Genomic DNA, 3564 nt, shown 5'->3' with positions numbered 1-3564 from the left:
TGAGATCACCAGCTTACTGGACAGGTCGATGCCCTGTAGCGGGCGGCAGACCTCTTCCATCAACTGTGGCTTGACGGCCAGCACGATCACCTCGGCCTGTTCGGCTGCCAGCAGGTTGTCGTCACCGGTGTGGATACCGTAGTCGCGGGCAAGCGGTTCACGTCGAGCCGGGCCCGGTGCGGTGGCGGTGATCTTGTCGGCAGGGTAGCCGCTGCATACCAGCCCGGCAATGATAGAGCGGGCCATATTGCCGGCACCGATAAAAGCGATTGAACGTTGTTCCATGTAGAGTCCTTGTCAAATAGTCCTAAGAGCCATTTACTGTTTAGTGCCGTATTCACGCGCGCCGAAGATCGCGGTGCCGATACGGACAATGCTACTGCCTGCAGCGATGGCGGCTTCCATATCGCCGCTCATGCCCATTGACAGGGTATCGAGCTGCGGATGTTTGTTTTGTAATGCTTTCTGGGCCTCGGCCAATGCATGAAATGCTGCATATTGGCTATCGTAGTCGTCCGCTTTTTGCGGAATTGACATCAGGCCGCGCAGCACGATGTTGGGCATGGCGGCAATTTCGTCGGCCAGTGTGGCTAACTCGTCAAAGGTGACGCCGGATTTGCTGGCTTCAGCGCTGGTATTGACCTGCAATAGTATATTTAATGGTGGCATATCTTCCGGGCGTTGCTCACTGAGACGACGGGCGATTTTTGCCCGATCGACAGAGTGCACCCAGTCAAAATGCTCGGCAATCTGCCGGGTTTTGTTTGACTGGATAGGACCGATAAAATGCCAGCTAAGTTTGTCAGCCTGCGGGCTGGTGGCGAAATGCTGTACCTTTTCGACACCTTCCTGGACATAGTTTTCGCCAAACGCAAATTGTCCCGCATCGATGGCTTCTTCGATAGCGACAATGGGTTTGGTCTTGCTTACCGCCAGTAACTGCACGGAATCGGCTGTCCGGCCGCATTTTTCTGTTGCCGAGGTTATCTGGGAGATGACCTGCTCAATGTTTTGTTTGATACTACTCATAATCGATTCTGTGGGGAAAATTTATGGATATCACCGAACTACTGGACTTTAGTGTAAAGCATAATGCCTCTGATCTGCACCTTTCTGCGGGTGTTCCGCCAATGATCAGGGTTGACGGTGAAGTCAGAAAACTAAGCTTACCAGCATTGGAGCATGGAGAGGTACACCGCTTGGTGTTCGATATCATGACTGATGCCCAGCGCAGGGAGTACGAAGAGAAGCTGGAAGTGGACTTTTCGTTCGAACTGCCGAAAGTCGGCCGTTTTCGTGTTAATGCGTTTCAGCAGTCCCGGGGAAGTGCGGCGGTATTCCGAACCATCCCAATTCATATTCCTTCGCTGGACTCGCTTAATGTGCCCGAGGTGTTTTACAAAATTGCCCAGTGCCAGCGGGGACTGGTACTGGTGACCGGAGCCACAGGCTCGGGTAAGTCTACGACTATCGCGGCCTTGGTCGACTATATCAACGCCAACTACAATCGGCATATTTTGACGATTGAAGACCCTGTGGAGTTTGTGCATAGCGGCAAGCGCTGCCTGATCAACCAGCGCGAGGTGCACCGTGATACGCATAGCTTCCACAATGCGCTGCGGTCTTCATTACGAGAAGATCCCGATGTCATTGTGGTCGGAGAGCTGAGGGACAGGGAAACGATCAGCCTGGCGCTGACAGCCGCCGAAACCGGGCATTTGGTACTTGGGACCTTGCATACCAGCTCGGCTGCCAAGACGGTGGACCGGATCATTGATGTGTTCCCCGGCAATGACAAGGCGATGGTTCGCTCGATGCTGTCGGAGTCACTGCGGGCGGTGGTATCGCAAAATCTGCTTAAGTGCGTCAGTGGTGGCCGGGTGGCAGCCCATGAGGTAATGATGGCGACGCCGGCGATTCGCAACCTGATCCGGGAAGACAAGGTTGCCCAGATGTACTCGATGATCCAGACTGGCTCTGCGATGGGGATGCAGACGATGGAGCAGAGTGTCAAAATGCTGGTCGCGCAGGGAATTGTAGAGTCTGAAGAAGGACGTCGTGTTGTCGACAGTAGTCTCGCCTAGCGCGTCCGTATTAGCGAAATAAAAGGAAAGGTAATGAACTTACAGCAGATCCTTGAGGAAGTGGTACGTTGCAAGGCCTCTGATCTCTACATTACGGTGGACTCCCCGTGCTTGCTGCGGGTGGACGGAAAACTTCAGCCTCTGGGAGAAAGCCTGGATCGTGACGCTGTTGATCGATTGTTTGATGAGGCGATGGATCCGGAACAGCGACAAGATTTCATCACTAGTCGAGAGGCAAATTTTGCCCTGGTACGCGGTGAATGGCGCTTTCGTGTCAGTGCTTTTTGGCAGCGTGAGCTACCGGGTATGGTGGTTAGGAGGATAGAGACAGATATCCCTGATCTATTCTCGCTGAACCTGCCGATGGATATGCAGAAAATGGCGCTGGCCAAGCGTGGCCTGGTCCTGGTTGTCGGTGCAACCGGATCGGGCAAGTCGACCTCGATGGCGGCGATGACCGGTTATCGTAATAAAAATCGCAGCGGGCATATATTGACTGTCGAGGATCCGATTGAGTTTGTCCACAAGCATGAACGTTGCATTGTGACCCAGCGTGAAGTGGGGCTTGATACCGAAAGCTATGATGTCGCCTTGAAGAACTCTTTGCGCCAGGCGCCGGACATGATCCTGATCGGTGAAATCAGGACCCCCGAGACCATGGAGTATGCGATGAACTTTGCCGAAACCGGGCACCTGTGTATGGCAACCTTGCATGCCAACAATGCCAATCAGGCCCTGGAGCGGATCCTGCATTTGGTGCCCAAGGAGCGTCGGGAGCAGTTTTTGTTTGATCTGTCCCTGAACCTCAAGTGTATTCTCGCCCAGCAGTTGATCCCGGATGCCAGGGGTATCGGCCGCCATGGTGCTTTTGAACTCTTGATCAATACTCCTCGGATTGCTGACTTGATCCGCCGGGGTGAATTGCATGAGATCAAAGAGGCGATGTCCAAGTCCGGTGAGTCCGGCATGATGACATTCGATCAGTCGCTTTACGAGTTATTTAGAGAGGGCAAGATCACCGAGCAGGATGCGCTTCACCATGCCGACTCGGCCAACGATCTGCGTCTGATGATCAAGGTCGGCTGTAAGAACCAGCAGGGCAGTAATACCCTTGATGGGGTGACAGTCGATATGGGGTAACGTCTGGCTGCAAAAAGTACACCATGTAGAAAAAGCGTTGGGGTTCCTATGATCCTAACGCTTTTTTTACTGCACAAGATCTATAGCTTTTTGATCTTAAATGCTTTTATTACTGATTCGCAATGTTGGTGTACAGCTTGTTGAGCTTTGGGGTTTAAAGTGTCCAAAAGCTGTACAGGCTGATCAGGCCTTATTCAACGCGGGGTGAGATCTGGCCGGATCTTTTTCGTGCAGAAGGTGACAGTAATTTGATGAATAGAGATAAAAAAGGTGTACAGAGGGAAGTGTGCCGGGAAAAATTCTCCCCGTGTAACGGGGAGAGAGCGTTATCCGTACTGGC

The 3564-nt window shown here is 52.8% G+C and carries 4 protein-coding genes; 2 read left to right on the top strand and 2 right to left on the bottom strand.

The features are described from left to right. Positions 1 to 285, bottom strand: a 285-nt coding sequence (locus MHN01_RS20520) for a pyrroline-5-carboxylate reductase (RefSeq protein WP_239413118.1), incomplete at its 3' end; no start/stop codon positions are given. Positions 286 to 318: 33 nt separating this feature from the next. Continuing rightward, positions 319 to 1029 carry a YggS family pyridoxal phosphate-dependent enzyme gene (locus MHN01_RS20515; RefSeq protein ID WP_239413117.1) on the bottom strand — a complete coding sequence of 237 codons (711 nt, stop codon included), beginning with the start codon at positions 1027 to 1029 and terminating at the stop codon, positions 319 to 321. A gap of 23 nt (positions 1030 to 1052) precedes the next feature. Between MHN01_RS20515 and MHN01_RS20510 the strand changes: the two genes are divergently transcribed. Together MHN01_RS20510 and MHN01_RS20505 are read left to right on the top strand one after the other, a co-directional pair. Continuing rightward, positions 1053 to 2084, top strand: coding sequence for a type IV pilus twitching motility protein PilT (locus MHN01_RS20510; RefSeq protein WP_075763146.1), 1032 nt, complete (start codon positions 1053 to 1055; stop codon positions 2082 to 2084). A gap of 33 nt (positions 2085 to 2117) precedes the next feature. Then, positions 2118 to 3224 carry a PilT/PilU family type 4a pilus ATPase gene (locus MHN01_RS20505; RefSeq protein WP_239413116.1) on the top strand — a complete coding sequence of 369 codons (1107 nt, stop codon included), beginning with the start codon at positions 2118 to 2120 and terminating at the stop codon, positions 3222 to 3224. Positions 3225 to 3564 lie beyond the last annotated feature (340 nt).

This window comes from Photobacterium sp. OFAV2-7 (genome assembly GCF_022347985.1).
Taxonomy (GTDB): domain Bacteria; phylum Pseudomonadota; class Gammaproteobacteria; order Enterobacterales; family Vibrionaceae; genus Photobacterium.
Note: the sequence above shows the minus strand (reverse complement) of the source record. Positions and strands in the feature narration are given on the sequence as shown.

Coding starts and splice junctions, on each gene's coding strand:
- MHN01_RS20515 (WP_239413117.1), bottom strand. CDS start 1,029: ATGAGTAGTATCAAACAAAACATTGAGCAGGTCATCTCCCAGATAACC.
- MHN01_RS20510 (WP_075763146.1), top strand. CDS start 1,053: ATGGATATCACCGAACTACTGGACTTTAGTGTAAAGCATAATGCCTCT.
- MHN01_RS20505 (WP_239413116.1), top strand. CDS start 2,118: ATGAACTTACAGCAGATCCTTGAGGAAGTGGTACGTTGCAAGGCCTCT.